Genomic DNA, 26,343 nt, shown 5'->3' on the forward strand with positions numbered 1-26,343 from the left:
GCTCTTGCGGCGCAGCACGGAGTCGATGAGCGCCTTGGCGTACAGCGGCGCCGACAGGGCGGACATGATCATGCCGGCCACACCCCCGGAGCCCTCCGGCTCGTGCGGCGAGACGTTGTGGCGGCGGGTCCCGATGGTCGGGGTGGCCGACGACGGCGAGGGGGTGCCCGAGGCCGACCGGGAGCGGATCTTCGAACGGTTCGTACGGCTCGACGCCGCCCGCAGCCGCGACGACGGCGGGGCGGGTCTCGGGCTGGCCATCGCCCGCGACGTCGCCGTGCGGCACGGCGGCACGCTCACCGTGCACGAAGCGCCGGCAGGCGGCGCCCTGTTCGAGCTCCGCCTGCCGACCGCCTAGATCAGGAACGTCCGCGCTGTCCGCGCAGGTGCTCCGCGATGGGTTTGAGTGCCTTGTCCAGTTCGGTCAGGGTCTCGGGGGCCAGCAGGTCGATGAAGTGCCTGCGGACGGAGGCCACGTGGTGCGGCGCGACCTTCCGCATCGTCTCCAAGCCGTGCTCGGTGAGGACGGCGTAGAGGCCGCGGCGGTCGGACTCGCAGTTCTCCCTGCGCACCAGGTCCGCGTTCTCCATGCGGGTGATCTGGTGGGAGAGGCGGCTCTTGGACTGCATCGTGGCGGTGGCCAGGTCGCTCATCCGCATGCGGTCGCCCTCCGACTCGGAGAGGTTCACCAGGATCTCGTAGTCGTTCATTGTCAGGCCGAACGGCTGCAGGTCCTTCTCTAGCTGGTGCGTCAACAGCCTGTTGACCTCCAGGTGGGTGCGCCAAGCACACTGCTCCGTATCGGTCAGCCAGCGGGTGGCCGTCTCGGTCTCCATGAATGAAGTCTACCTAAAAAGTTGAAAGGCGAACTAGTGAGGGGTTTTCTGTGACGGTGACGGTGCGCACGCGTTCGATGTCACACTCCGCAGATTACCGCTCACAGCCCGAAGCGGCGCTGGAGGTCCCCCAGCTGTCCGGGAAGCCCCGGTACCCCGGAACGCCCTCCCTGGGCTCCCGGCGACCCGCCGCCGGGCACCCCCGCCTGCTGCGGCGGAGCCCCCGTGGCCTGCTCCGCCATCAGTGCCTCGCTCGACTGCAGCAGCACCGTCCCCGCTCCCACGAACTCGAACTGGTGCTCCTCCCCGGAGGCCCCGCCGAGCCCCGTCATCGCACGTAGACCGCCCATCAGGCCGGTCATGTACCCGTGGTCGTAGTGATGGCACGGGGACGGGCAGTCGGCCCAGCCGACCAGGGCCTGCGGGTCGACCCGGATCGGCGGTTCCATGAACACCACCGGACCGTTCGACGCGGCCACGAACTTTCCGGTTCCGATCAGCGTCAGAAAACCCGGCACGATCGACTGCTTCAGCGCGAGACTTGGCTGAAAAGCGAGCAGGTTGCCGGAGCGAATGGTCAGGTTGCCGTCCTCGAGGTCGTACGAATTCACGTCGAAGGCCCGGTCGGCGAGGAGCATCTTGCCCGAACCCTCGGCCACGACCCAGTCGCTCGCGTGCAGTGGCGAATGGAACGAGGTACGCACCAGACGGTCCAGCCGGCCGTGCCCGATCCCGTTGAAGTCGATCGTCCCGTAGTAGGCGATCATCTTCCCCTTCTGCAGGAACCACTGGCTCCCCTTCAACTCCACGCAGAAGGTGTACGCGTTCACGTTGTCGTCGGCCGGCAGGATCGACGGGTCGTGGTGGGCGGTGTTCACCGGATACCTCCGAGCATGCCTCGGCCTCTATTGGCTGGTGTGGGAGAAATAGCGTTCCTGGAGTTGGTGGCGGAGTGCGGCGGCCACACGTTCGAGTGAGTCTTGGGGGACTCCAGGAGGGGCTCGGATCTAGCGGCTACGTTCGTGGCATGACGGCATCGACGCAGGTGGACGGGTCCGGGCATGCTCGGTACACGTTTCGGCTTCGTGTGTCGTCGACTGCCCGGCGACGGTTGTTGGCGGAGTGGGACCGCTGTCGCTGGGTCTGGAACGAGTGCGTGGCTCGGTCGAAGAAGGCGCATCGAAACGGGGAGAAGTGCGGTCCGGCGAGCTTGGACCGGATGTTGACCGGGGCTCGCGCGATGACGCCGTGGCTGTCCGAGGGAGCCTCGGTACCTCAGCAGCAGACCATCCGGGACTTCGGCACGTCGCGCGCGAAAGCATTGAAGGACATCAGGGAGCGCCTGCCGGTGCGCCGTCGGGCGGGAATGCCGCGTCACAGGAAGAAGCATGAGGCCAACCTGACCCTGAACTATACGAAGCGTGGGTTCCGGTTGAACGACGGGCGTCTGAACCTCGCGGGCGGGGTTGTGGTGACGGTGGTGTGGTCGCGGCATCTGCCTGTCGCCCCCTCCAGCGTTCGCGTGTACCGCGACAGCATCGGGCACTGGTACGCCTCTTTCGTCGTCCCCGCACTTGTACAGCCACTCGCCGCAACCGGTGCGGTGATCGGTGTCGACTGGGGCGTGCGTGAGACCGCCACCACGACAAGTGACGTTCACGACCTTCCTCATGCCGGACACGGCAGGAAGGCCCAGACGAAGCTGTCGCGGTACGACCGGATGATGGCCCGCCGGAAACCGAAGAAGGGGCGGTCTGCCTCGAGGGGTTACCGCGAGGCGAAGAGGTGGCGGGCGAAGACCTACGCGAAGATCGCCCGGCAGCGGCAGGACGCAGCCCGCAAGTGGGCGAAGAAGGTGGTCCGCGACCACGACGTGATCGCCGTGGAAGACTTCCGTCCGAAGTTCCTCGCCAGGACCACGATGGCACGCAAGGCCGCCGACGCGGCCATCGGCGCGACGAAACAGGCCTTGATCGAGATGGGCCGCAAGCACGGCCGGGGCGTACTTCTGGTGCACCCCGCCCACACCACCATGGACTGCGCGCGGTGCGGAGCGAGAGCCAAGCACGTCCTGCCGCTGTCGGAACGCACCTACACCTGCACCGCGTGCGGAGCCGTCTCCCCCAGGGACAAGAACTCCGCGCGCGTCATGCTCGTCCGGGCAGGTCTGGACCCGGCTGGTGTCGAGGGCGCAAGACCTCCCGGAGCGCCGCTCCCGGAGGCAGCCTGAGCCAGTAACCCCCTCGTCAGGGAGGGGGGCAGTCAAAGCTTCTCCTCCGACGCCTGGACGAACACCGTGCCGCTGCCGCTCAGCTCCAGCTGGAACGCCTCGCCCGAGCCGCGCCCCACCATGTCCCGCCAGCCCATGGCGGTGGACAGCCTGTTGCGCACGTCGCCGTGGTGGGCGACGTACGCCTGGGGGTCCACGCGCACCGGCCGCTGCGGGGTGATCGGGACCTCGAAGACGCCGCCGTGGGCCATCACCGCGACCGAGCCGTGGCCCTTCAGCGTCGTGGTGAACAGCCCCTGCCCGCTGACCTGCCCGCGCACCATGCCCATGACGCCGCCCTGGGAGCCCAGGAACACCGTGCCCTGCTCCAGGGTGCCCTCGAAGGCGAGGAGGCGGTCCGCCTCGACGTACAGGGTGTCGCCGGCGAGGTCGATCACCTGGACGTGGTGGCCGCCGTGCCCGAAGAGGACCGTGCCGCTGCCCTCCACGGTCATCAGCGGGGTGTCCTCGTTCGCCACCCGGCGGCCGATCATCGACATGACGCCGCCCTGGCCGCCCCGCAGATTGGGGGTGAAGGACACCTCGCCCCGGTACGCGAGCATGGCACCGCGCTGACTGAACAGCCGCTGCCCGGGCGCCACGGTGGCCTGCACCATCTTGTGGTTGATCTCCTGGAAGGCCATCGTCAGACATCCCCCGCGATCGTGTTCCGCTCGCTCGGCTGCACGTACACCAGTCCGTCGCCCTCGAAGCGGATCTGGAACGCCTCGCCGCCGCCCTCCCCGAGCAGGGTGCGGAAGGTCACACCCGACTGGAAGGACTGCCGCAGGTTCCCCTGGTGCGCCACGTACGCCCCCGGGTCGACGGTCAGCGGGTACTGCGCGCTGACCCGCAGCGCCACCGCCGGGCCGTCCGACATGATCGCCACCTGCCCGTGCCCCTCGACGGTCGTGGTGAACAGCCCGTTGCCCTGCGAGGCGCCGCGCGTCCCCGTGAAGCTGGTGCCGGTGCGCAGTCCGGCGTCCGCGGCCAGGAAGTTGCTCGACTCGACGTACAGGGTGTCGCCCTGGAGGGCCACGAGGTTGATCTCCGAGGCCCGGTCCGCGAACCAGCAGGTGCCCTGCCCCCTCACCTCCATCACCGTCATCTGCTCGCCGGTGATCCGCCGGGTCACCATCCCGCGGATGCCCTCACCGCCGCCGCTCAGTTTCTTGAAGGCCATCTCACCGTCGTACGCGACCATCGAGCCGTTCTTCGCCTTCACGGCGTCTCCGGTCATGTCGACGGCGAGTACCTTGCTTCCTTGAAGTCGGAACATCGCCACAAATGTGAAGGTAGCCCGACTGGCGGGTCCGCCGACAGGGATCGACCCCCTCGCCCGGGCGCGTCGGGGGGTTTGCCACAATGGGCGTGCGCTTGTGCGTGCGTTCACAAACCGCCGCGGCCGGCGGTGCGCCCGAGTACCGTTTCCTCTCCCACCGAAGGTGACCCGTGGACCTCAAGACCGCCTCCGCCCTCCGCCGCCTCCGCCTGGTCTCGGGCCCCGAGGCGATCTCCTTCCTGCTCCTGCTCGTCTGCTCGGTGCTGAAGCGGACCACCGACTTCAACGCGGTGCCCGTGATGGGCGCGGTCCACGGCTTCCTCTTCGTCCTCTACGTGCTCTTCTGGGCGGACGCCTGGAACCGCGCCAAGTGGCCGCTGAAGACCGCCGCCCTGTACTTCGTCCTCTCCGTCCTGCCCACCGGCGGCTTCTTCGCGGAGCGCATGCTCAAGCGTGAGGCCGAGAGCGCGGTCATCGCCTCCCGCGCCCGCCAGGAAGGGATCGTCGGCGCATGATCGTCGCCTTCTCCGTGACGCCGCTCGGCGTCGGCGAGGACGTCGGGGAGTACGTCGCCGACGCCGTCCGGGTGGTCCGCGAGTAGCGGGGCCAATGGCCACGCCTCGCGGAGATTGATCGGGGCGTGGCTTCCGGCACGACGGGCTGTCTTGCTTGCCGTCGCTCAGCAGGCCGGGCGCTTATGTCAGCGACAGGCAGTGCCGCACCGGTAGCACTTGCACGGGGGGCCAGGCGGACGGACGGCGACGGAGCAAGACCGCCCGAGCTGTGTCCGGCTTGCTACGGGCCGAACGTGCGCCCGCTGTGCCGAGGGATCCGCATGGTCATCAACGGGTGCAGCGGACGGACGTTCCAGTCTGGGTTGTCATGCGCTTGCGGCGCGTGATCTTCGGTCGAGGGGTCACCGCCCATCCCGTCAACCATAGGTCACCTCGCGTCACGCTCCTTGCGGCTGATCTCGCGCACGGGAACGGCCCGCCACCAGAGCGGAGTCCCGGCAACGGGCTGTGAGTGGAACTCCGGCGGGACTACGGGGTGTCGCACGTGGAGAGTCCGTCCAGCTCCCCCTGCGGCGCCTTCTCTGGCGTCGGCCCCCAGGCCACGGTCAGGCGGTCGGTTAGTTGCTTCGGGTGGAGTGTCACCCGCAGTCCCATGCCCGCCAAGAGGCGGGACCGGGCCGGTACGTCGTACATCTCCCACGCCTGCGCCATGGTCCGCCCGGTGGGCACCTGGGCTTCGCGGGCGTCGGGGTCATGCGCCGCCCTCAGACGGGCGTACGTGTCTTCGAGGTCCTGGGCCAAGTTCTCCAGTGTCCCCAACATCAGCGGGCCGGCGGTGGCCATGCGTGCGGCCAGACGCTCCGCTTGTTTCTGCGCTTCGAGTAGTTCGGCGGACAAGTCGTTGCCGCCCTCCAGCCGAATGACGGTCTCTGCACAGGAGCCGAAGGTCGTCAGGAACTCCGCCTCCACGCGGCCATCCAGCGTCTCCGCGTAGATGGTGACGTGGCCCGCCTTGCAGCGGTACAGAGGGATGCCCTTGTCCGACGTGCCGCCGTGCAGCTTCCCGGCGCATCGGTGGCAGGACGCCATGCCGGAACACATGGGCGTAGCGCGGCGCGGGGCACGCTCCTGGCCCGTGGCCAGAGCCAGCATGCGCTCCCGGACTTCGAGTAGCTCGGCAGCGGACAGGATCGGTTCGGCGAACTTCACGGGCGTGATGCCGTCCGCCGCGCAAACCAGTTCGCCCTTGTGCGCGCGCTGGCCCCGCAGCGTGGGCGACTTCAGGAGCCGTCGCCACTGGGGCTCCGACAGATCCGTCATGCGGGCCGTGGCTGCCACTGTGGAGCCGTTGACGAGAGACCCGACGGCTTTGCGGATCTTCGCGGTCTGGTCGTCGTCGATAGCGAGGTAGGCGGCGCCATCTCGACGCTCGACGCGGTAGCCATATGGGGGGCGGCCTGAGGTCCAGCGGCCCTGACCTCGGCGTGTGGCGTGCCCGTCGGTGATGCGGGACGCGATCGCGTTGCGCTCCCACTCGGCGAGCGCCGCCAGGACCGTGGCCACCATGCGCCCGGTCGCAGTCGTCGTGTCGATCGCGTTGTCCGTGGTGGCAATCGATGCGCCGTGCGCTTCGGCCCAGGCGACCAGCCGCAGGAACTCAGACACGGACCTGGCGAAGCGGTCCAGCTTCCACGCCACGACCACGGTGGGGCGAGCGGCCATCAGGGCGGCCATGCCCTTACGTGCTTCCAGCGGCTTCGCACCGGACACGCCAGCGTCGATGTACTCAACGGCGTCCGCCAGGTTGTACCCGTGGGCGAGTAACCAGCGGTGAGCGAAGGACCTCTGGGTTTCAAGGCTGACGCTGTCGTCGGACTCGCGTGAGAGCCGGAGGTAGACGGCGATGACCGCCCGTTGTTCCGTCATGTGCTCCAAGCTATCTATCTTTGGTTGAATGAGACGAGGTTATGGACCTTCCGGCGGGCCGTCGCGGCCGTCGAAGCGCGGGCGCCGCGCGTGTCTCTGGTCCTCAAGGCGGACATCCGCCCCGGTGTGACGGACGGCCTCACGTCGAAGGTGGACACGGTGGAGCGGCACCTCGCCGGGTAGCCGTCCGCCGCGGGCGGTGGTATCGAAGGGCGAGACGGGGCTGACCGGCATATGACCGGCCGGTAAGGTCTGATGCCGTGTCCAAGCCCCTCGGTCTCTCCTTCGACCCCATCGCCCGTGCCGACGAACTCTGGAAGCAGCGCTGGGGCGGCGTGCCCTCGATGTCCGCGATCACCTCGATCATGCGGGCCCACCAGATCCTGCTGGCCGAGGTCGACGCCGTGGTCAAGCCGTACGGGCTGACCTTCGCGCGCTACGAGGCGCTGGTGCTGCTCACCTTCTCCCAGTCGGGCGAACTGCCGATGTCCAAGATCGGTGAGCGCCTGATGGTGCACCCCACGTCCGTGACGAACACCGTCGACCGGCTGGTGAGATCCGGCCTGGTGGACAAGCGGCCCAACCCCAACGACGGCCGGGGCACCCTGGCCTCCATCACCGACCGGGGCCGCGAGGTGGTCGAGTCCGCCACCCGCGACCTCATGGCGATGGACTTCGGCCTGGGCGCGTACGACGCCGAGGAGTGCGGCGAGATCTTCGCGATGCTCCGCCCGCTGCGGGTAGCCGCCGGGGACTTCGCCGAGGACTGAGGCGAGGGTCCGGGACAAGGCCCGGGCGAGTCGCCGGGGCCGCCCGAAGATCGCGCGAAACGGGCGGTTACGCTCGGAGCATGAAAAAGAGCGTGCTGACCCGCTACCGGGTCATGGCGTACGTCACCGGTGTGCTGTTGATCGCGCTGTGCCTTGGCATGATCGCCAAGTACGCCCTGAAGATGGACGGCGCCGCGGACTTCACGCAGGTCGTCAGCATCGCCCACGGCTGGCTGTACGTCGTCTACCTCATCTTCGCCTTCGACCTGGGGTCCAAGGCGAAGTGGCCGGTGAAGAAGCAGCTCTGGGTGCTGCTCGCCGGGACCGTTCCGACGGCCGCCTTCTTCGTGGAGCGACGGATCAGCCGGGAGCTGGACGCCAAGGTCGCCGGGGCCGAGCCGGTGGCCGCCAAGGCCTGAGCCCACCGCCGTGCGGACACCCGTGCGGCGGTCTCCCATCGACATTTACTTGGACGTCCTAGTAAATTGAGGGTATGGACGCTCACGCCATAGAAGAAGGCCGCCTTCGGTGGCAGGCCCGGTACGACGCGGCGCGCAAGCGCGACGCGGACTTCACCACGCTCTCCGGCGACCCGGTGGAGCCGGTCTACGGGCCCCGGCCCGGGGACGAGTACGAGGGGTTCGAGCGGATCGGCTGGCCGGGGGAGTACCCCTTCACCCGGGGCCTGCACGCGACCGGCTACCGGGGGCGTACGTGGACCATCCGGCAGTTCGCCGGGTTCGGCAACGCCGAGCAGACCAACGAGCGCTACAAGATGATCCTCCGCAACGGCGGAGGCGGGCTCTCGGTCGCCTTCGACATGCCGACGCTGATGGGCCGCGACTCCGACGACCCGCGCTCGCTCGGCGAGGTCGGGCACTGCGGGGTGGCCATCGACTCGGCCGCCGACATGGAGGTCCTCTTCAAGGACATCCCGCTCGGCGACGTGACGACCTCCATGACGATCAGCGGGCCAGCCGTGCCCGCGTTCTGCATGTACCTGGTCGCCGCCGAACGGCAGGGCGTGGACGCGTCCGTCCTCAACGGCACGCTCCAGACCGACATCTTCAAGGAGTACATCGCCCAGAAGGAGTGGCTCTTCCAGCCCGAGCCGCACCTGCGCCTCATCGGTGACCTGATGGAGCACTGCGCGGCCGGCATCCCCGCCTACAAGCCGCTCTCCGTCTCCGGTTACCACATCCGCGAGGCCGGGGCGACGGCCGCGCAGGAGCTGGCGTACACCCTGGCGGACGGCTTCGGGTACGTGGAGCTGGGGCTGTCACGCGGCCTGGACGTCGACGTCTTCGCCCCCGGCCTCTCCTTCTTCTTCGACGCGCACCTCGACTTCTTCGAGGAGATCGCCAAGTTCCGCGCGGCCCGGCGCATCTGGGCCCGCTGGATGCGGGACGTGTACGGCGCGAAGACCGACAAGGCGCAGTGGCTGCGCTTCCACACCCAGACCGCCGGTGTCTCGCTGACCGCCCAGCAGCCGTACAACAACGTGGTGCGTACGGCCGTGGAGGCGCTCGCGGCGGTGCTCGGCGGCACCAACTCGCTGCACACCAACGCGCTCGACGAGACCCTCGCGCTGCCCAGTGAGCAGGCCGCCGAGATCGCGCTGCGCACGCAGCAGGTGCTGATGGAGGAGACCGGCGTCGCCAACGTCGCCGACCCGCTGGGCGGTTCCTGGTTCATCGAGCAGCTGACGGACCGGATCGAGGCCGACGCCGAGAAGATCTTCGAGCAGATCAAGGAGCGGGGGCTCCGGGCGCACCCGGACGGGCAGCACCCCATCGGGCCGATCACCTCCGGCATCCTGCGGGGCATCGAGGACGGGTGGTTCACCGGCGAGATCGCCGAGTCCGCCTTCCGGTACCAGCAGGCGCTGGAGAAGGACGAGAAGAAGGTCGTCGGCGTCAACGTCCACACCGGTTCCGTCACGGGTGACCTGGAGATCCTGCGGGTCAGCCACGAGGTGGAGCGGGAGCAGGTGCGGGTGCTCGGTGAGCGCAAGGCCCGCCGGGACGACGCGGCGGTGCGCAGCGCCCTGGAGGCGATGCTGGGCGCCGCCCGGTCCGGAGCCAACATGATCGGGCCGATGCTGGACGCGGTGCGCGCGGAGGCGACGCTCGGGGAGATCTGCGGCGTGCTGCGGGACGAGTGGGGGGTGTACACGGAGCCGGCGGGGTTCTAGGCGCCCGGCGCCGGTGCGGGCGTTGCCAGGGGGCTCCGCCCCTTGGACCGCCGGCCTGTGCCCACCCGCCAACCCGCCGGCCCCCGGGCTCGGTCGGGTGGGCGGTCAGGCGGTCGGGGGTTCGGCCTGGCGGGAGGCCAGACCCCACAGCAGGACCTGTGTGAAGCCCCGTACCCAGTCGCCGTCCGCCGGTTCCGCGCTGACCAGGGTGCGGTGCACCACCGCGCCCGCGACCACGTCGAAGATGAGGTCGGCGGTGCGGGCGGCCTCGGCCGGGTCGGTCTCGGCGGGCAGCTCACCGCGGATCTGGGCGCGCGCCCTGCCCTCCAGGACCAGGCGCTTCTGGCGTTCCACGATCGACGTGCGGATGCGCTCGCGCAGCGCGTCGTCCCGGGTCGACTCGGCGACCACCGCCATCAGGCCGCTCTTGGCCTCCGGACGGGCCAGGATCGCCGCGAACTGGAGCACCACGCCTTCGATGTCGGCCGCCAGGGAGCCGCGGTCCGGCAGCCGGAGCTCGTCGAACAGCTCCGCCACCGCGTCGACCACCAGCTCGTTCTTGCCCGCCCAGCGGCGATAGAGCGTCGTCTTGGCAACCCCGGCCCGGCCCGCGACGTCTCCGAGGGTGAGCCTGGACCAGCCCAGGTCGACCAGGGCCTCCCGCGTCGCGGCCAGGATCGCGGTGTCCGCCGCGGCACTGCGCGGGCGCCCGGCACGGCCGGCGTGGGTGCTGCTCTGCATTCCCCGACCATAGATGCCCGGCCACAATTGGCGGGTTCCGTGCGGCCGTGAGGGAGATCACCGGGGCGGGGTGTTCCGGCGGCCCCTTCCGGTATTACGCTACGACTCGTAGCGAAAGCACGGGTACGCCCGTGCCCCAGCGACGACCACGGGCGTGGGGTGGGGACCCGGCGCCGAGCAGCAAACATGCCGAACAGCACACATCCGGGCGGGCTTTCGACCCGGTTTTCACACGCGCGCGCAGGACGGGGGAGGATAGACCCATGCAGCCACGGAACATGTCCATGAGCGGGGTCGTCGACCTCGCCGCGGTGAAGGCGGCCCAGGAGGCCAAGACGAAGGCGGAGCAGGCCCGCGCCGAGGCCGCCCGGCAGGGCGGGACGGGGGCCGTCTCGCCGGCCGACCTCGTCATCGACGTCGACGAGGCCGGTTTCGAGAGCGAGGTCCTGCAGCGGTCCACCGAGGTCCCGGTCGTCATCGACTTCTGGGCCGAGTGGTGCGAGCCCTGCAAGCAGCTCAGCCCGGTCCTCGAACGGCTCGCCGTCGAGTACGGCGGGCGTTTCCTCCTCGCCAAGATCGATGTCGACGCCAACCAGATGCTGATGCAGCAGTTCGGCGTCCAGGGCATCCCGGCCGTGTTCGCGGTGGTGGCCGGGCAGGCGCTGCCGCTCTTCCAGGGTGCCGCGGGCGAGGCGCAGATCCGCCAGACCCTGGACCAGTTGGTGCAGGTCGCCGAGGAGCGCTTCGGGCTGACCGGTCTCGTCGTCGACCCCGAGGCCCAGCCGGGCGCCGAGCGGCCCGCCGCCGAGGAGCGTCCCGCGGGACCGCACGACGCGGCACTCGAGGCCGCCGTGCAGGCGCTGGACGCGGGCGACCTGGGCGGTGCCGTCCAGTCGTACAAGAACGTGCTGGCCGAGGACCCGGGCAACACCGAGGCCAAACTGGGTCTCGCGCAGGCCGAGTTGCTCCAGCGCGTGCAGAACGCCGACCCGCAGAAGGTCCGCCAGGAGGCTGCCGACAAGCCGGGCGACGCGCAGGCGCAGATCGCCGCCGCCGACCTGGACCTGGTGGGCGGTCACGTGGAGGACGCCTTCGTTCGTCTCATCGACACGGTGCGCGTCACGGCCGGCGACGACCGCAACGCCGTACGCGTGCGGCTGCTGGAGCTGTTCGAGGTGGTAGGCGCCGACGATCCGCGGGTCACCGCGGCCCGCAGGGCACTGGCTCGCGCCCTCTTCTAGAGGTGTCCACCGGAGTGTTGCCGGTGTGAAGGAGCTGTCGACGAGGCGTCAATGCGGCCGCGCTTTGCCAAAACTTGGCAATCGCGGCCGCTGTTACTGCCAGTAAGTCAGCGGCGTCGATCTGTCGGACTCTGTCCATCGATCAATAGTTTTGTTCCGCCCCTGTGGCACACCCAGCGTCGCCGTCCGGGCCCGGTGCGTCGCCCCGTGGTTATCCGGCCGTTACTAGTGAGTAACGAACCCCCTTGTGTCGGCGGCGAGAATGCACCACGATCGGCGACGCTCGGTCCATTCCCGTACCCCGAAAGCCAGTCGGGTCGCGGGGGTTCCTGGGTCCCCACCGAGCAGGGCCGGCGGCAGTGGAGCCGGCCCTTGGGCAGGGGGGTCTTCGCTCACCCGGCGAAGCCTGTCCAGCAGGGTTGTGCGTGATGCGTGTCAGGCGCGACCAGTGGTTGTCGCTCGGGGGTGATCGCCGGTGACTCGGGCGCGTGGTACGCGCCGCCGGGTTCGGGCGCTCTCCTTCCCGAGGACGTAGCACTTCTCCCATCCCTGCCAGACCGAGCCGCAGAACCGGCGGCCGGCCGAGGCCAGGAGATGTACGTCCGAGAAGGAGGAAATATGGAGTCCCAGGTGCGTGGCGGGACCAGATGGAAGCGGTTCGCTGTGGTGATGGTGCCCAGCGTTGCCGCCACGGCTGCGATAGGCGTCGCGCTCGCGCAGGGCGCTCTCGCCGCGTCGTTCAGCGTTTCCGGCCAGTCGTTCAAGGTGACGGCGGACCGGCTCGACGGCACGGGCTTCTCCCAGTACGGGGCGATCGACTCGGGTTACACGCTGAAGGGCGAGAAGACGGCTCACCCCGTCGCGGTCTCGGCGTTCAAGTCCGCGTCGATCAAGAACATGTGCCAGTCCGTGGTCACCCCGGACATCCCGTTGATCGGTTCCGTCAGCCTCATGCTGAAGGCCGGCGGCGGTGACAAGGCGGTCGAGGCCAAGAACCTCTACATCGACGTCGAGGAACTCGAGGCCGACGCGACGTTCCGCGGCATCGACATCGGTGTGGCGGCCAAGGACGCCAGCAAGGGTCCCGGCATCGCGAAGGGCGACACCGCGAACCCGAACGGATTCGCGCAGCAGGCCGACTCGGCCACGCTGACCGGTGTGAAGCAGACGGCGTGGGCGACCACCGCCGGAACCTTCAAGCTCAGCGGTCTGAAGATGTCGCTGTCCAAGGGTGTCAAGGAGTGCTACTAAGCACCCCTTGACGGGCGGGGGAGCCTGTGGCGCCCCCGCCCGTCCACTCTCCGGCCGCGCCCTCGTGCGCGGACCACATCTCCACCACAGCAAAGCCGTACCAGGGAGCTGTTTTCCATGAGCGCCGAGACTCCTGCCGCAGCCGGCCAGTTCACCCGCCGGAGGCTGCAGTTCCGTGCCTGGCGAGGCGGGCGGCCGTTCTGGGCCGGCCTGTTCATCGCGCTCGGCGGACTCCCCATCGCCTACTTCCCGTACGCCAACCTCCAGATCGGTCACCTGACCCTCGCGATGGCCACCACCGCGGGCTCCGGGTCACTGATCATCGGTGTGCTGCTGGTCGTCCTGGGCGTCAGCCTGTGGTTCCAGAAGCATGTCCGTGTCTTCGCGGGCGTGGCGGCGATCCTGCTCGCGCTGGTCTCCATCCCCGTGTCCAACCTCGGCGGCTTCCTCATCGGCTTCCTGCTCGCACTGGTCGGCGGAGCGATGGCCGTCTCGTGGGTGCCGGGCGAACCGCCGCAGGACGAGCCGCCGGTGGAGGGCAGGGGAAGGGGTGACGCGCCCGAGGGCGCGGTCCCCGGCACCGAGCTCCCCGGCATCCCGGCGCCCGGCGGCACCGCGTCCGACGCCACGGTGCCGAGGCCGCGCGAAGGGACGGAGGGCGGGGGTCCCACCCAGACCTTCGAGGCACTGGGGGCGCACGATCTGTCAGGAACGAGCCCGGCCAACGGGGCGAACGGGAGGCACAGTGCCGGCTGACGAGGTGACCCGCGGGACTGACGTGGAGTCGTCCCGTGCGAGAACCGGGCCGCGCCACGCGGCACCCAAGAAGCCGTTGTTCACCAGGTTCCACATGCCGGCCGGCAAGGCGATAGCCATCGCGGCGATGCCCACGGCCGTGCTCATGGGGATGGGGTTCACGCCGACGCTCGCCCTCGCCGACGGCAACGACGCGGCGCCGGCCTCCAACAGCCTGACGGCCGACGAGTACAAGGACTGCGTGGCGGCCCTGGAGGACGCCGAGAGGGACACGTCCGCGTCGCCCACCCCGTCGCCCTCGGCGACGGACGGGAAGACCGACGAGAAGGGCGGCACGGAGGACGAGGGCGACGCGAAGGAGCCCGACGCCTCGGACTCGGGTGCGGACAAGGGCGAGTCCTCTTCGTCGGATTCAGGTTCCGACGACAAGGACGGCCAGGGCGACGAGGTCGGCAAGGACGACACGTCCCAGCCCGCCCCGAGCCCCTCCGCGTCGCAGAGCGGGGAGTCGGCCGGCGGTGACGCCCCGGCGCCCGCACCCTCCGAGTCGGAGGGCAAGGGCGGGCTGCTGGACGGCATCGGCGACGCCATCGAGGGCATCTTCACCGGCGGCAAGAAGGCCGAGGAGACCCCGAGCCCCGAGGCGACCCCCTCCGAGAGCCCGTCCGCGTCCGAGAAGGCCGCCGACGACGCCTCCGAGACCGTGAAGGAGACGACCGACAAGGTCACCGACACGGCGAAGGACACCGTCGAGGGCGCGACCGACGCGGCGTCGAAGGCGGCCGAGGACACCGGCAAGTCGGTGGACGAGGCGGCCGAGAAGGCGAAGGAGGAGGCCGAGAAGGCCAAGGAGGCCGCGGAGAAGGCGAAGGAGGAGGCCACCGCCTCACCCACGCCCAGCGCCTCCGAGAGCGCCGGTGTGGACGCCGACGACTGCCCCGTCGCCACCGACGACGAGGGCGGCGTCGACAACAAGGTGCCGCTGCCCGACGACCCGTGGTACCTCAACGCCAGCTCGCTGCTGCTGAAGGGCGCCTCCTACAAGGGCGTCGTCGAGGTGAAGACGGCCAACGGCACCACCAAGAAGGTGCTGAAGTACGTCATATCCAACGGCACCGACATCGGCGACCTGCACCAGACGGTCAAGGACAAGCAGGCCGGCAAGACGCACCACGTCCAGGCGGCCGAGGGCTCGACGTCCACGATCCGCGACGGCGAGACGGTGATGTACACCGAGAGCATCTCGGGCAACCTGCTCGGGCTGATCCCGATCACCTTCGACCCGGAGAACCCGCCGCCGCTGGACATCCCGCTGATCTACTTCACCAAGGTGACGGTCGTCCAGGCCGGTCAGTTCGGCGGCACGCTCCACGTCCCGGGCCTGCACCAGTTCGTGACCGACTGAGCGCGCCCACGAGCCCGTTCGGGAGCCGCGGAACCGCAGAGGGCGCCCCCTGTTCGCAGGGGGCGCCCTCAGCGCCGTACGGAGGCCGTGCGCGCTGTCTCAGCCGCGCCGCGTCTCGCCCAGGTGCAGGACGCGGACCATGTTGGTGGTGCCGGGGACGCCGGGGGGCGAACCGGCGGTGATCACGACGATGTCGCCGTCGCTGAACAGGCCGAGCCGGGCCGTCTCCTGGTCCACCAGGTCGACCATCTCGTCGGTGCTGTTCACGAACGGCACCACGTGCGGCTCCACGCCCCAGCTGAGCGCCAGCTGGTTGCGGGTCGACTCGTCGGTGGTGAAGGCGAGCACCGGCTGGGCCGCGCGGTAGCGGGACAGGCGGCGGGCGGTGTCGCCGGACTGGGTGAAGGCCACCAGGCCCTTGCCGCCCAGGAAGTCGGCGATCTCGGCGGCCGCCCGGGCCACCGAACCGCCCTGGGTGCGCGGCTTCTTGCCCGGCACCAGCGGCTGGAGGCCCTTGGAGAGCAGCTCCTGCTCGGCGGCGGTGACGATCTTCGACATCGTCTTGACCGTCTCGATGGGGTACGCGCCCACCGACGACTCCGCGGACAGCATGACCGCGTCGGCGCCGTCCAGGATCGCGTTGGCCACGTCGGAGGCCTCGGCGCGGGTCGGCCGGGAGTTGGTGATCATCGACTCCATCATCTGGGTCGCCACGATCACCGGCTTGGCGTTGCGCCGGCACAGCTCGATCAGGCGCTTCTGCACCATGGGGACCTTCTCGAGCGGGTACTCGACGGCCAGGTCGCCACGGGCGACCATGACGGCGTCGAAGGCCGCGACGACGCCCTCCATGTTCTCCACCGCCTGCGGCTTCTCCACCTTGGCGATGACGGGGACGCGGCGGCCCTCCTCGTCCATCACGCGGTGCACGTCGTCGACGTCCTTGGCGTCCCGGACGAAGGAGAGGGCGACCAGGTCGCAGCCCATGCGGAGGGCGAACCGGAGGTCCTCCACGTCCTTCTCGCTCAGCGCGGGCACGTTGACCGCGGCGCCGGGCAGGTTGATGCCCTTGTGGTCGGAGATGACGCCGCCCTCGATGACGATCGTCTTCACCCGCGGGCCCACGACCTCGGTGACCTTCAGCTCGACGTTGCCGTCGTTGATGAGCACCTGGTCGCCCTTGGTGACGTCGCCGGGCAGGCCCTTGTACGTCGTGCCGCAGATCGTCCTGTCGCCCGGCACGTCCTCGGTGGTGATGGTGAACTCGTCACCGCGCACCAGCTCGACGGGGCCCTCCGCGAAGGTCTCCAGGCGGATCTTCGGGCCCTGGAGGTCGGCGAGGACACCGATGGCCCTCCCGGTCTCCTTGGCGGCGGCCCGCAGGCGGTCGTACCGCCCCTGGTGCTCGGCGTGAGTGCCGTGGCTGAAGTTGAAGCGGGCCACGTTCATGCCGGCTTCGATCAGCGTGACGAGCTGCTCGTGGGAGTCGACCGCGGGGCCGAGAGTACAGACGATTTTCGAACGGCGCATGGGTGCCATCCTATCGGTTTGTTTCGGCGCGGAATATTCCGTCTGGCGGAAAATACAAAAGGGCGGGATGCCGCTCAGGTGAGATTCTCGGAACCCGCCGAACCACCTGAACCAATTACCAGCGCGTAGGTCTGCGTCGCGATCTCCATTTCCTCGTCGGTCGGTACGACGGCCACCGCCACCCGCGCGTCCGCGGGCGAGATCAGCCGCGCCCCGTCGCCGCGTACGGCGTTCAGGGCGCCGTCGACCGCCAGGCCCAGCCCCTCCAGGCCCGCCACGGCGGCCTCCCGCACCGGCGCCGCGTTCTCGCCGACCCCGGCCGTGAAGGCCACCGCGTCCACCCGTCCGAGAACGGCGTAATAGGCGCCGATGTACTTCTTCAGCCGGTGAATGTAGATGTCGAAGGCCAGCCGGGCCCGCTCGTCGCCGGCGTCGACGCGGCGGCGGATCTCCCGCATGTCGTTGTCACCGCACAGCCCGATCAGACCGCTCCTCTTGTTGAGGAGAGTGTCGATCTCGTCGGCGGACATTTCGCCTACGCGCATCAAATGGAAGATGACGGCCGGGTCCATGTCTCCCGAGCGCGTACCCATCACCAGCCCCTCCAAAGGCGTCAGCCCCATGGAGGTGTCCACGCACCGCCCGCCCCGCACCGCGGAGGCCGACGCCCCGTTGCCCAGGTGCAGCACGATCACGTTCACGTCCTCGGGCGCCCGGCCGAGCAGCCGCGCGGTCTCCCGGGACACGTACGCGTGCGAGGTGCCGTGGAAGCCGTAGCGGCGGATGCGGTGCGCGTCGGCGGTCTCCACGTCGATCGCGTAGCGGGCCGCGGACTCCGGCATCGTGGTGTGGAAGGCGGTGTCGAAGACGGCGACCTGGGGCAGGTCGGGGCGGAGCGCCTGCGCGGTGCGGATGCCGGTGAGGTTGGCCGGGTTGTGCAGCGGGGCGACCGGGATCAGCCGCTCGATCTCGGCGAGCACGGCGTCGTCGATCACCGTCGGCTCGGTGAAGTGCCTGCCGCCGTGCACCACGCGGTGCCCGATCGCGGCCAGCTCCGCCGAGTCCAGGCCGAGGCCGTCCTTGGCCAGCTCGGCCGCCACGGCCTTCAGCGCGGACTCGTGGTCGGGGACGGAGCCGCTCCACTCACGGCTCTCGCCGCCGGCCGGCGTGTGCTTGAGACGTGAGGTCTCCTCGCCGATCCGCTCGACGAGGCCCACGGCCAGCCGGTCGCTGCCGCGCATGTCCAGCAGCTGGTACTTGACCGACGAGGAGCCGGAGTTGAGGACGAGGACACGCGTGGGACTCACTGGTCGGAAGCCTTCTCGGTGGGGGACTGCTGGGCCTGGATCGCCGTGATGGCGACGGTGTTGACGATGTCCTGCACGAGCGCGCCCCGGGACAGGTCGTTGACCGGCTTGCGCAGACCCTGGAGCACCGGGCCCACCGCGATGGCGCCGGCCGAGCGCTGCACGGCCTTGTAGGTGTTGTTGCCGGTGTTCAGGTCGGGGAAGATCAGCACGCTGGCCTGCCCGGCGACCTCCGAGTCCGGCAGCTTGGTCGCGGCCACCGAGGGCTCCACCGCGGCGTCGTACTGGATCGGCCCCTCGATCCTGAGGTCCGGACGGCGGGCGCGGACCAGTTCCGTCGCCGCGCGCACCTTGTCGACGTCGGCGCCGGACCCGGAGGTGCCCGTCGAGTAGGACAGCATCGCGATGCGCGGGTCCACCCCGAACCGGGCCGCCGTGGCCGCCGACTGGATCGCGATGTCGGCGAGCTGCTCCGCGTTCGGATCCGGGTTGACCGCGCAGTCGCCGTAGGCCAGGACCTTGTCGGCCAGGCACATGAAGAAGACGGACGAGACGATGGAGGCGTCCGGCTTGGTCTTGATGATCTCGAAGGCGGGCCGGATGGTCGCGGCCGTGGAGTGCACCGACCCCGACACCATGCCGTCCGCGTACCCTTCCTGCACCATCAGCGTGCCGAAGTAGTTCACGTCCGACACCACGTCGTACGCCAGCTCCACGGTCACGCCCTTGTGGGCGCGCAGCTCGGCGTACTTCTCGGCGAAGGAGTCCCGCAGCTCGGAGACGGCGGGGTCGGTCAGCTCGGCGCCCTCCAGGTCGATGCCCAGGTCGGCGGCCTTCTTGCGGATCTGCTCGACCGGGCCGAGCAGGGTCAGCTCGCACACGCCCCGGCGCAGCAGCACCTCCGCCGCGTGCAGCACCCGCTCCTCGGTGCCCTCCGGGAGGACGACCCGGCGCAGGTCGGAGCGGGCCTGCTCCAGCAGCTTGTGCTCGAACATCATCGGCGTGACCCGGTCGCTGCTCGGGGCAGAGACCCGGCTGCTCAGCTCGGCGGTGTCGACGTACCGCTCGAACAGGCCGAGGGCGGTCTCCGCCTTGCGCGGGGTGGCCGCGTTGAGCTTGCCCTCCAGGGAGAACAGCTGTTCGGCGGTGGGGAAGCTGTTGCCGGTCACCGAGAGCACCGGCGTGCCGGGGGCGAGGCGGGCGGCGAGGGTGAGGATGCCGTCGCCGGGCACCTCGTTCAGGGTCAGCAGCAGGCCGGCTATCGGCGGGGTGCCCGCGCTGTGCGCGGCGAGGGAGCCGATCACCAGGTCGGCGCGGTCGCCCGGCGTGATGACCAGGCAGCCCGGGGTCAGCGCGGCCAGCAGGTTGGGCAGCATGGCCCCGCCGAAGACGAAGTCCAGCGCGTCGCGGGCGAGCCCGGAGTCGTCGCCGAGGACCACCTGGGCGCCGAGGGCGTGCGCGATCTGGGAGACGGTGGGCGCGGACAGGGCGGGCTCGTCCGGCACCACCCAGCACGGCACCGGCAGCCGGTTCGCCAGCCGCTCGGCGATCTCGTCCCGGTCCTCCCGGGCCACCCGGTTGGTCACCATGGCCAGGACGTCGCAGCCCAGGGTGTCGTAGGCGCGGAAGGCGTTGACGGTCTCGGCGAGCACGGACTCCGCGGTCTGCTTGCGGCCGCCCACGACCGGGACGACGGAGGCGCCGAACTCGTTGGCGAGCCGGGCGTTCATCGACAGCTCGTCCGGGAACTGGGTGTCGGCGAAGTCGGTGCCGAGGACGAGGACGACGTCGTAGTCCCGGGCGACCAGGTGGAAGCGGTCGACCAGCGCGGAGACCAGCTCGTCGGTGCCCTGCTCGGCCTGGAGGGCGGACGCCTCCTGGTAGTCCATGCCGTAGACCGTCGCGGAGTCCTGGGAGAGCCGGTAGCGGGAGCGCAGCAGCTCGAAGAGGCGGTCCGGCCCGTCGTGCACCAGGGGGCGGAAGACGCCGACCCGGTCGACCTGCCGGGTCAGGAGTTCCATGACCCCCAGCTCGACGACCTGGCGGCCGTCCCCGCGGTCGATACCGGTCACGTACACGCTGCGCGTCACGCGTGCTCTCCGTTTCGTCTGGTGTCGGTCTGGCGGCGGCTGACCCGTGCACAAAAATCGCCCACCGGGGTGAGCGGAACCCTCTTGACAATACCTCTCACAGTAGCTAAGGCGCCCGTCAGTGCCCCTCGCTCCCCGGGCCGTGGAACAATTGCATCGGCTCACCGGTGTCCACAGCGAGCAGGAGACACAGCACGATGCGTATCGGAGTTCTCACCGCAGGCGGCGACTGCCCCGGCCTGAACGCAGTGATCCGGTCGGTCGTGCACCGAGCGGTCGACAACTACGGCGACGAGGTCATCGGCTTCGAGGACGGCTACGCGGGCCTGCTGGACGGCCGTTACCGCACCCTCGACCTGAACGCGGTCAGCGGCATCCTGGCCCGCGGCGGCACCATCCTCGGCTCCTCCCGGCTGGAGCGCGACCGGCTCCGCGAGGCCTGCGAGAACGCCTCGGACATGATCCAGAACTTCGGCATCGACGCGCTGATCCCGATCGGCGGCGAGGGCACGCTGACCGCCGCCCGGATGCTCTCCGACGCCGGCCTGCCGGTGGTCGGCGTGCCGAAGACGATCGACAACGACATCTCCTCCACCGACCGCACCTTCGGCTTCGACACCGCCGTCGGGGTGGCCACCGAGGCCATGGACCGCCTCAAGACCACCGCCGAGTCCCACCAGCGCGTGATGGTCGTCGAGGTCATGGGCCGGCACGCGGGCTGGATCGCCCTGGAGTCCGGCATGGCCGCCGGCGCCCACGGCATCTGCCTGCCCGAGCGCCCCTTCGACCCCGCCGACCTGGTCAAGATGGTCGAGGAGCGGTTCTCCCGCGGCAAGAAGTTCGCCGTCGTCTGCGTCGCCGAGGGCGCCCATCCCGCCGAGGGCTCCATGGACTACGGCAAGGGCGCGATCGACAAGTTCGGCCACGAGCGGTTCCAGGGCATCGGCACCGCGCTGGCGTACGAGCTGGAGCGCCGGCTCGGCAAGGAGGCCAAGCCCGTCATCCTCGGCCACGTCCAGCGCGGCGGCGTGCCGACCGCCTACGACAGGGTGCTCGCCACCCGCTTCGGCTGGCACGCGGTGGAGGCGGCGCACCGCGGCGAGTTCGGCCACATGACCGCGCTGCGCGGCACGGACGTCGTGATGGTGCCGCTCGCGGAGGCCGTCACCGAGCTGAAGACGGTGCCGAAGGACCGGATGGACGAGGCGGAGTCGGTCTTCTAGCCGCCGGCCCGGACCGCCGCCCGGCCGCCGGCCGGCGTTCACGGGTGCCTCTCGACCGCCGACCAGAAGTGCTCCACTATGCGGTCCAGGAAGTCGCGCCCCCCGGCGCCGGCGTCACCGCTGCCCCCGCCCCAGCTGAGGGTGGAGGCCATGTGCCCCTGGTAGTCCTGGTGCAGCACCTGGAGGACGTTCTCCAGGACGCGCCGGTCCAGCGGGGCCAGCTTGGCGACCGGGCGCACATATCCCTGCCAGCGGGTGCTCACGGCGCTGGTCAGCAGGTCGGCCAGCTTCTCCTCGCGGCCCGTGACGGTGACGAAGTCCGGCAGCGACAGCCCGAGCACGTCGGCCAGCTGGGCCGACTGGCGGTCGGTGCCGCGCCAGTCGTCGGTCTCCTCCATCCGCAGGTAGGCCGCGAGCGCGAGTCCCACGGTCCGCGCCACGTCCTCCGGCGCGAGGCCGCGGGCGACCCGGTGCTCGCGCAGGGTCTGCGGCCGGCCGATCAGCTCGCCGGGGGAGCACCACAGCACCCCGGCGAGGGCGGTCAGCTCCGGGTTCCCGGGGGAGACCGTCCCCCGCTCCCAGGCGACGACGAGGTCCGGGGTGACGTACGGCAGTCCGTACGAGACCCGTATGTTGTGGGCGACGTGCTCGGGGCCCATGTTGAGGGCGGCACGCAGCCGGCGGGCGGCGAGGGCGTTGAACGGGGGGCCCGACTGGTTCGGGCCGGATGAGGGTCGGCGCACGCGCCACACCGTAGGGGTCCGGGGCCGGGCTGACTACGGGCTGTTCAGCCAGCGATACGGATTGTGCGAACCTACGGGCGCGCAGGGACCCCCGTGCGCCCCTCGCGCCGCCCTCACTCCGCCGCGCTCACCCCTTGACCGCCCCGCCCAGCGCGAACCCGCCGCCCAGCCGCCGGGAGATCAGCACGTACAGCAGCACGACCGGCGTCGAGTAGACGATCGAGAACGCCGCCAGCTGCCCGTACGCCACCATGCCCCGGTTGCCGAAGAAGTCGTTGATGCTGACCGAGGCGGGCATCTGGTCCGGGGAGAGCAGCAGCATGAAGGGGACGAAGAAGTTCCCCCACATCATCACGAACGAGAACACCGTCACCACCGCCACCCCCGGTCCCATCAGCGGCAGCACGATCCGCAGCAGCGACTGGAACGAGGACGCCCCGTCCGTCCACGCCGCCTCCTCCAGCTCCTTGGGCACGCCGTCCATGAAGTTCTTCATCAGCCAGATGGCGAAGGGCAGCTGGGAGGCGGCGAAGAAGAAGACCGTCCCCTGCATGGTGTCGATCATGTTCACCCGCACGAAGAGCGCGTAGACCGGCACCATGATCGCCGTGATCGGCAGGCTGGTCGCGAACAGGATCGTCAGCAGGAAGGGCCGGTTGAGCCGGGACCGGAAACGGGAGAGCGGATACGCCGCGAGCGCCGCGCAGACCACCGTCAGCAGGGTCGCTCCGCCGCACAGGACCAGGCTGTTGAGCAGCGGGGTGAAGGTGATCTCCGGGGTGAGGATCGCGTCGAAGTTGTCCAGGGTCAGCCCGTCGGGGACCTTCACCCGCAGGCCCGCGTCCGGGTCCAGGGCGGACAGCACAACCCAGGCCAGCGGCAGGACGAAGGCCGCCGCCACCGCCAGCAGACCGGCGTCGGCGGCCAGTCTGCGCCGTGTGCGGCGCCTGGCGGGCGGGCGCGTCGTGAGGGCCATCGGGATCAGACCTCCGTCCGGAGCAGGCGCAGGTACACGACCGAGAACAGCGAGCCGATCAGCAACAGCAGCAGCGCCACCGCCGTGCCGTAGCCGATCAGGCTGTTCTGGAAGGCCTGTTCGTACATGAACAGCGGCAGCGTCTGGCTCTTGCCGCTGGGACCGCCCCGGGTCATCACCCAGATCAGCCCGAAGACCGACAGCGTCTGGAGGGTGTTCAGCATGAGGTTGGTGGCGATGGAGCGCCGGATCATCGGCAGCGTCACGTGCCACATGCGGCGCCAGCCGCCCGCGCCGTCCACCTCGGCGGCCTCGGTGACCTCCTTGGGGATCTCGTTCAGGGCGGCCGAGTAGACCAGCATCGAGAACGCGGTGCCCCGCCACACGTTGGCGAAGGACACCGCCAGGATCGGCAGCGTGAACAGCCAGTTCTGGGAGGGCAGATGGAGCCAGTCCAGCACGGCGTTGAGGGTGCCCTCGCGGCGGAAGAAGGCGTAGAGCAGGAAGCCGGCCACCACCTCCGGCAGCACCCAGGCGGTGACAACGATGCCACCGGTGAGCGTGCGGACCGGCTTCGAGGCCCGCTGCATCAGCGTGGCCAGCGCGAGCCCCAGGGTGTTCTGCCCGATCAGCGAGGACAGCACCGTGAACACCAGGGTCAGCCACACCGCGTTGCGGAACGCCTCGTCCTGGAACGCCCGCTGGAAGTTCTCGAAGCCGACGAAGGACTCCTCGGCCTGACCGGTGAGCTGGAGGTCGGTGAAGGCGATGACCACGCAGTAGGCGATCGGGCCGGCGAGGAAGAGCAGCAGCAGGACGACGGCGGGGGAGACGGGCAGGGCGCGCAGCAGGGAGCGGCGGGCGGTGCCGGCCCGCCCGCCCCCGGCCTGCCCCGGGGCGGGGGCGGGGGGGGCCCGGCGGGGCCTTGCGACCTCCCGGCCCCCCTTCGCGGGGGGGGCGGGCGGGCCCGGCGGAGCCTTGGCGACCTCCGGACCCGCTTGCGGCGGCGTGGCCGCGGTCACCTGCTCACCACCTGGTTGTCGGTGGCCTCCTTGAGCGCCTCGTCGTACCCGCGCGCCGCCTCCTCGACCGACAGGTCGCCGGTCGTCACGCCCTCCATCGCCTCCTGGATGGCCACCGACACCTTCGGGTACGCCGGATAGGCGGGCCGGTAGTGGGTGCTCTCGACCAGGTCGGTGAAGAACTTGATGCCGGGCTGGGCGTCGACGTACGCGGGATCCTTCGCGACGTCCTCGCGGACCGCGATGCCGGAGTTGGCGACGTACCACTTCTGAGCGTTGGCCTTGGTCTGCATCGTCTTCACGAAGTCGAAGGCCAGGTCCGGGTTGGCCGCCTTGGCCGGGATCGACCAGGCCCAGCCGCCGGACATGCTCACCTTGCCGGGCGCCTGGCCGTTCTGCGTCGGCATGGCCGCCAGGCCCAGCTCCTTCGACCACTCGGGCCACTCGTGCCCGCTGCCCTCCAGCCAGTCCTGCGGCAGCCAGGAGCCGTCCAGGGCGATGCCGAGCTTGCCCTGCGGCAGCAGCTCACCGCGGACGGCGGTGCCGAAGTTGGGGTCGAGCGCGTCGGAGACCTCCGGGCCGAGCTTCTCCTTGTACACGCTCTCGACGAAGGCGAGGGAGTCCTCGAACCCCTTCCCCGCCGTGATCCACTTCTTGCCGTCCTTGTCGTACAGGGGGTCCGTGCTCCCGTCGTTCGTGCCGTACAGCAGCATCTCGAAGCCCTGCATGGTGGCCGCCTCACCGGCCGGCTTGCCGGTGTACACGTTGATCGGGGTGACGCCGGGGACCTTCTCCTTGATGGCGCGGGCGGCGTCGAGGACCTCGGCCCACGTCTTCGGCTGCCAGTCGGCGGGCAGCCCGGCCTTGGCGAAGACGTCCTTGCTGAACCACAGCCCGCGGGTGTCGGTACCGTCCGGGACGCCGTACGTCTTGCCGTCCTCGCCCGCGGTCGCCGACTTGGCCGTGTCGATGAACTGGTCCCAGTCCTTCCACTTCTCCAGGTACGGGTCGAGAGGTTTCAAGTACCCGCTGGTGATGTCGGAGTTGATGAGGAAGGTGTCCTCGTAGACGAGGTCCGGCGCGGTCTTGGGGGAGCGGAGCATCTGCTGGAGCTTGGTGTAGTACTCCGAGTCCGGGGCCTTGATGGGGACGAGTTCGACCTTCTTCCCCGGGTTGGCCTTCTCGAACTGCTTCTTGATGTCGGCGAGATACGTGTCCATCACCTTGATGGAGTTGTCCGTCGACTGTTTGAAGGAGACCTTCACCGTGTCCGGATCACTGCCGGAGCCGCTTCCGCAGGCGGCGAGCGCCGTGGAGGTGAGCGCGGTGAGGGTGAACAGGGCGGTGAACCGGAAGCTGGGACGCACGGGCACGACCTCCTACGGGCACGACACTGTGGCCGGGACGGCTGCTCGGCGAACGTAAGAGGAGTGGTCTAGTCAGGTCAATGCTCCTGCGAGTGGGGATTCGGGGGAGCCGGGTGCGCGGCGGCGCGGGCGCGGGACGCGGCGGCTTCGGCGGGGGCGTTGGCGCGGGTGAAGGCGTTGGCGGACTGGAGCCAGGTGGTGCGGGCCTGGACAAGGTGACGGGCGGTGTCGTGCGCGACGGCCAGGTTGTAAAGGGTCTGCCCCGTGCCGTACCAGTCCTCGAAGTCTGCGAAGGCATCAAGAGACTTGTTGTACGCCTCGATCGCTTCCTCGACCCTTCGTGCTCTGAACAGGGCGTTGCCGAGGTTGTTCCACGCCGTGGCTTCACGATGGTGGTCTCCCACTGCCCGATATATGGTCTGTGCCTGGGTGTGGGCGTGGATTGCACCCTTTACCTGGCCTGTTTCCTGCAGGGCACATCCGAGGTTGTTCCACGCCACGGCCTCGCGGTGGCTGTCCCCCACGGCTCGATACAGTCTGCGAGCCCGAGTGTGTGCCTTGATCGCCTTCTTCGCCCGGCCCGCCACCAGCAGGGCGTTGCCGAGGTTGCCCCACGCGATGGCCTCACCGTGACGGTGTCCACTGGTCTGATACAGGTCGCGGGCCTGGGTGTGGGCGTCAATGGCCTTCTCCGCGCGGCCAGCATTCCGCAGGGCGTTGCCGAGGTTGTTCCACGCCATGGCCTCGGCCAGCCGGTCTCCGGTCAGGTGGGCGGACTTCCGGGCAGCCTCCGCGACCGTGAGTAGGTCGTCGAAATGCCGTCGCCAGGCCAGATACTCGGCCAGACAAAAGGCCAGCCGCATTGCCGTGTCCGCGAACCGCTCCTCCCGCCCCCACCC

General features: G+C 69.9%; 25 protein-coding genes and 2 pseudogenes. 13 read left to right on the top strand and 14 right to left on the bottom strand.

All coding sequences use genetic code 11. The features are described 5' to 3' along the window. Positions 1 to 358: ATP-binding protein (locus tag DMH12_RS39890; RefSeq protein ID WP_260474307.1), on the top strand; the 358-nt coding region annotated here is incomplete at its 5' end. 1 nt (position 359) lies between these two features. Here DMH12_RS39890 and DMH12_RS22610 read toward each other — a convergent pair. Beyond that, positions 360 to 836, bottom strand: a complete 477-nt coding sequence (locus DMH12_RS22610) for a MarR family winged helix-turn-helix transcriptional regulator (RefSeq protein WP_125493318.1) — start codon at positions 834 to 836, stop codon at positions 360 to 362. Positions 837 to 937: 101 nt separating this feature from the next. After that, complete coding sequence (locus tag DMH12_RS22615) at positions 938 to 1,714, bottom strand: AIM24 family protein (RefSeq protein ID WP_125493319.1); 777 nt, start codon at positions 1,712 to 1,714, stop codon at positions 938 to 940. Between the two features lie 149 nt (positions 1,715 to 1,863). Between DMH12_RS22615 and DMH12_RS22620 the strand changes: the two genes are divergently transcribed. Continuing rightward, a complete protein-coding gene (locus DMH12_RS22620) occupies positions 1,864 to 3,066 on the top strand; it encodes an RNA-guided endonuclease TnpB family protein (protein WP_125493320.1) in 1,203 nt (400 codons plus the stop codon). A gap of 32 nt (positions 3,067 to 3,098) precedes the next feature. Here DMH12_RS22620 and DMH12_RS22625 read toward each other — a convergent pair whose 3' ends face one another. Together DMH12_RS22625 and DMH12_RS22630 are read right to left on the bottom strand one after the other, a co-directional pair. After that, positions 3,099 to 3,749, bottom strand: a complete 651-nt coding sequence (locus DMH12_RS22625) for an AIM24 family protein (protein ID WP_125493321.1) — start codon at positions 3,747 to 3,749, stop codon at positions 3,099 to 3,101. A 2-nt stretch (positions 3,750 to 3,751) separates the two neighbouring features. Beyond that, positions 3,752 to 4,384, bottom strand: coding sequence for an AIM24 family protein (locus tag DMH12_RS22630; protein ID WP_125493322.1), 633 nt, complete (start codon positions 4,382 to 4,384; stop codon positions 3,752 to 3,754). A gap of 173 nt (positions 4,385 to 4,557) precedes the next feature. Between DMH12_RS22630 and DMH12_RS22635 the strand changes: the two genes are divergently transcribed. Together DMH12_RS22635 and DMH12_RS22640 are read left to right on the top strand one after the other, a co-directional pair. Continuing rightward, positions 4,558 to 4,902 (top strand): DUF3817 domain-containing protein, encoded by a 345-nt coding sequence (locus tag DMH12_RS22635; protein ID WP_125493323.1) that lies wholly within the window; start codon positions 4,558 to 4,560, stop codon positions 4,900 to 4,902. Further along, a pseudogene (locus DMH12_RS22640) lies at positions 4,899 to 4,985 on the top strand (thiamine-binding protein); the annotation flags it as partial. The gene DMH12_RS22635 and the pseudogene DMH12_RS22640, both read left to right, overlap by 4 nt. A 445-nt stretch (positions 4,986 to 5,430) precedes the next feature. Here DMH12_RS22640 and DMH12_RS22645 read toward each other — a convergent pair. Further along, a complete protein-coding gene (locus DMH12_RS22645; protein ID WP_185832471.1) occupies positions 5,431 to 6,828 on the bottom strand; it encodes a recombinase family protein in 1,398 nt (465 codons plus the stop codon). 32 nt (positions 6,829 to 6,860) lie between these two features. Here DMH12_RS22645 and DMH12_RS22650 point away from each other — a divergent pair. The 4 genes and pseudogenes from DMH12_RS22650 to DMH12_RS22665 form a co-directional block, all read left to right on the top strand. After that, positions 6,861 to 7,011: pseudogene (locus tag DMH12_RS22650) on the top strand (thiamine-binding protein); the annotation flags it as partial. A gap of 77 nt (positions 7,012 to 7,088) precedes the next feature. Then, a complete protein-coding gene (locus tag DMH12_RS22655; protein WP_125493325.1) occupies positions 7,089 to 7,598 on the top strand; it encodes a MarR family winged helix-turn-helix transcriptional regulator in 510 nt (169 codons plus the stop codon). An 80-nt stretch (positions 7,599 to 7,678) separates the two neighbouring features. Next, complete coding sequence (locus DMH12_RS22660) at positions 7,679 to 8,017, top strand: DUF3817 domain-containing protein (RefSeq protein ID WP_163015798.1); 339 nt, start codon at positions 7,679 to 7,681, stop codon at positions 8,015 to 8,017. A 74-nt stretch (positions 8,018 to 8,091) separates the two neighbouring features. After that, positions 8,092 to 9,792, top strand: a complete 1,701-nt coding sequence (locus tag DMH12_RS22665) for a methylmalonyl-CoA mutase (RefSeq protein ID WP_125493326.1) — start codon at positions 8,092 to 8,094, stop codon at positions 9,790 to 9,792. A gap of 105 nt (positions 9,793 to 9,897) precedes the next feature. Here the strand turns inward: DMH12_RS22665 and DMH12_RS22670 are convergent, their stop codons facing one another. Next, on the bottom strand, positions 9,898 to 10,533 hold the full coding sequence (locus tag DMH12_RS22670; RefSeq protein ID WP_125493327.1) for a TetR/AcrR family transcriptional regulator: 636 nt from the start codon (positions 10,531 to 10,533) through the stop codon (positions 9,898 to 9,900). 263 nt (positions 10,534 to 10,796) lie between these two features. Here DMH12_RS22670 and DMH12_RS22675 point away from each other — a divergent pair, with 263 nt between their 5' ends. The 4 genes from DMH12_RS22675 to DMH12_RS22690 all read left to right on the top strand — a co-directional run bounded on the left by DMH12_RS22675 (position 10,797) and on the right by DMH12_RS22690 (position 15,186). Beyond that, complete coding sequence (locus DMH12_RS22675; protein ID WP_185832472.1) at positions 10,797 to 11,774, top strand: tetratricopeptide repeat protein; 978 nt, start codon at positions 10,797 to 10,799, stop codon at positions 11,772 to 11,774. Positions 11,775 to 12,392: 618 nt separating this feature from the next. After that, on the top strand, positions 12,393 to 13,025 hold the full coding sequence (locus tag DMH12_RS22680) for a DUF6230 family protein (protein WP_125493328.1): 633 nt from the start codon (positions 12,393 to 12,395) through the stop codon (positions 13,023 to 13,025). A 117-nt stretch (positions 13,026 to 13,142) separates the two neighbouring features. Next, complete coding sequence (locus tag DMH12_RS22685) at positions 13,143 to 13,781, top strand: DUF6114 domain-containing protein (RefSeq protein ID WP_125493329.1); 639 nt, start codon at positions 13,143 to 13,145, stop codon at positions 13,779 to 13,781. Then, positions 13,771 to 15,186, top strand: a complete 1,416-nt coding sequence (locus DMH12_RS22690) for a hypothetical protein (RefSeq protein WP_185832473.1) — start codon at positions 13,771 to 13,773, stop codon at positions 15,184 to 15,186. Before DMH12_RS22685 ends, DMH12_RS22690 begins: the two co-directional genes overlap by 11 nt. 99 nt (positions 15,187 to 15,285) lie before the next feature. On the opposite strand, the gene pyk is transcribed toward DMH12_RS22690, so the two are convergent. The 3 genes from pyk to pta all read right to left on the bottom strand — a co-directional run bounded on the left by pyk (position 15,286) and on the right by pta (position 20,113). Then, on the bottom strand, positions 15,286 to 16,716 hold the full coding sequence (pyk, locus tag DMH12_RS22695; RefSeq protein WP_064729903.1) for a pyruvate kinase: 1,431 nt from the start codon (positions 16,714 to 16,716) through the stop codon (positions 15,286 to 15,288). A gap of 74 nt (positions 16,717 to 16,790) precedes the next feature. After that, positions 16,791 to 18,023, bottom strand: coding sequence for an acetate kinase (locus DMH12_RS22700; protein ID WP_125493331.1), 1,233 nt, complete (start codon positions 18,021 to 18,023; stop codon positions 16,791 to 16,793). Further along, positions 18,020 to 20,113, bottom strand: coding sequence for a phosphate acetyltransferase (gene pta, locus DMH12_RS22705; protein ID WP_125493332.1), 2,094 nt, complete (start codon positions 20,111 to 20,113; stop codon positions 18,020 to 18,022). The genes DMH12_RS22700 and pta overlap by 4 nt, the downstream gene beginning before the upstream one ends. Before the next feature lie 197 nt (positions 20,114 to 20,310). Here pta and DMH12_RS22710 point away from each other — a divergent pair, with 197 nt between their 5' ends. After that, on the top strand, positions 20,311 to 21,336 hold the full coding sequence (locus tag DMH12_RS22710) for an ATP-dependent 6-phosphofructokinase (RefSeq protein WP_064729906.1): 1,026 nt from the start codon (positions 20,311 to 20,313) through the stop codon (positions 21,334 to 21,336). Positions 21,337 to 21,374: 38 nt separating this feature from the next. Here the strand turns inward: DMH12_RS22710 and DMH12_RS22715 are convergent, their stop codons facing one another. From DMH12_RS22715 to DMH12_RS22735, 5 genes are all read right to left on the bottom strand, one after another. Next, positions 21,375 to 22,088 (bottom strand): helix-turn-helix transcriptional regulator, encoded by a 714-nt coding sequence (locus tag DMH12_RS22715; RefSeq protein ID WP_125493333.1) that lies wholly within the window; start codon positions 22,086 to 22,088, stop codon positions 21,375 to 21,377. 118 nt (positions 22,089 to 22,206) lie between these two features. Further along, entirely contained in the window at positions 22,207 to 23,055 is an 849-nt protein-coding gene (locus tag DMH12_RS22720) for a carbohydrate ABC transporter permease (RefSeq protein ID WP_125493334.1), read from the bottom strand. A 5-nt stretch (positions 23,056 to 23,060) separates the two neighbouring features. Beyond that, positions 23,061 to 24,077, bottom strand: coding sequence for a carbohydrate ABC transporter permease (locus DMH12_RS22725; RefSeq protein WP_125493335.1), 1,017 nt, complete (start codon positions 24,075 to 24,077; stop codon positions 23,061 to 23,063). Further along, positions 24,074 to 25,444: an extracellular solute-binding protein gene (locus DMH12_RS22730; protein ID WP_125493336.1), complete on the bottom strand. Its 1,371-nt coding sequence runs from the start codon at positions 25,442 to 25,444 to the stop codon at positions 24,074 to 24,076. The genes DMH12_RS22725 and DMH12_RS22730 overlap by 4 nt, the downstream gene beginning before the upstream one ends. A gap of 77 nt (positions 25,445 to 25,521) precedes the next feature. After that, a partial coding sequence (locus tag DMH12_RS22735) for a tetratricopeptide repeat protein (protein ID WP_125493337.1) occupies positions 25,522 to 26,343 on the bottom strand: 822 nt, incomplete at its 5' end.

The organism is Streptomyces sp. WAC 04229 (assembly GCF_003947455.1).
Taxonomy (GTDB): Bacteria; Actinomycetota; Actinomycetes; order Streptomycetales; family Streptomycetaceae; genus Streptomyces.